Origin of the sequence: Paludifilum halophilum (genome assembly GCF_002245355.1) — a bacterium.
Classification (GTDB): domain Bacteria; phylum Bacillota; class Bacilli; order Thermoactinomycetales; family DSM-45169; genus Paludifilum; species Paludifilum halophilum.
In genome coordinates this window covers 1-391 of sequence record NZ_NOWF01000181.1, presented here as the reverse complement: position 1 = coordinate 391, position 391 = coordinate 1, and the positions used below count along the sequence as shown (strand labels likewise).

Genomic DNA, 391 nt, shown 5'->3' with positions numbered 1-391 from the left:
GACAGGGGCTGTAAACTTAACTGTTGCACGAGTTTCAGGAACAACCTTTTCAGGTTCAATCTTCTTAGGTTCTTCCTTCTTCTGCTGCTTCTTACGTTCAGCCTGCTCTTTCTTAGCCTGCTCAAGAGCTGCTAACTCCATCTTTGCTGCATATTCAGCTTGCGCAGCCAAGTCGTCGTTATGCTTCTTGATCTGATAAGCTAAGTAACCACCACCGAGGAATGCAGCACAAAGCAGAATAGCTAAAGCCTTGATGTTACGCTGAGAAACAGTTTTACGAAGCTTGTATGCACCGTACTCCTTGTTCTTGTCGGCGAACACCATGTCGACCCATTTAGGATCGCATAAATCTATTTTTGCCATTGTTTTCTTTCTTTAATTGTTACTATTC

1 protein-coding gene is annotated in these 391 nt (G+C 43.2%); it reads right to left on the bottom strand.

Going from position 1 to position 391, the window contains the following annotated elements; translation table 11 throughout:
• The coding region (locus CHM34_RS18765) for a hypothetical protein (protein WP_206093868.1) at nt 1-363 on the bottom strand (363 nt) is incomplete at its 3' end.
• Between the last annotated feature and the right edge of the window lie 28 nt (nt 364-391).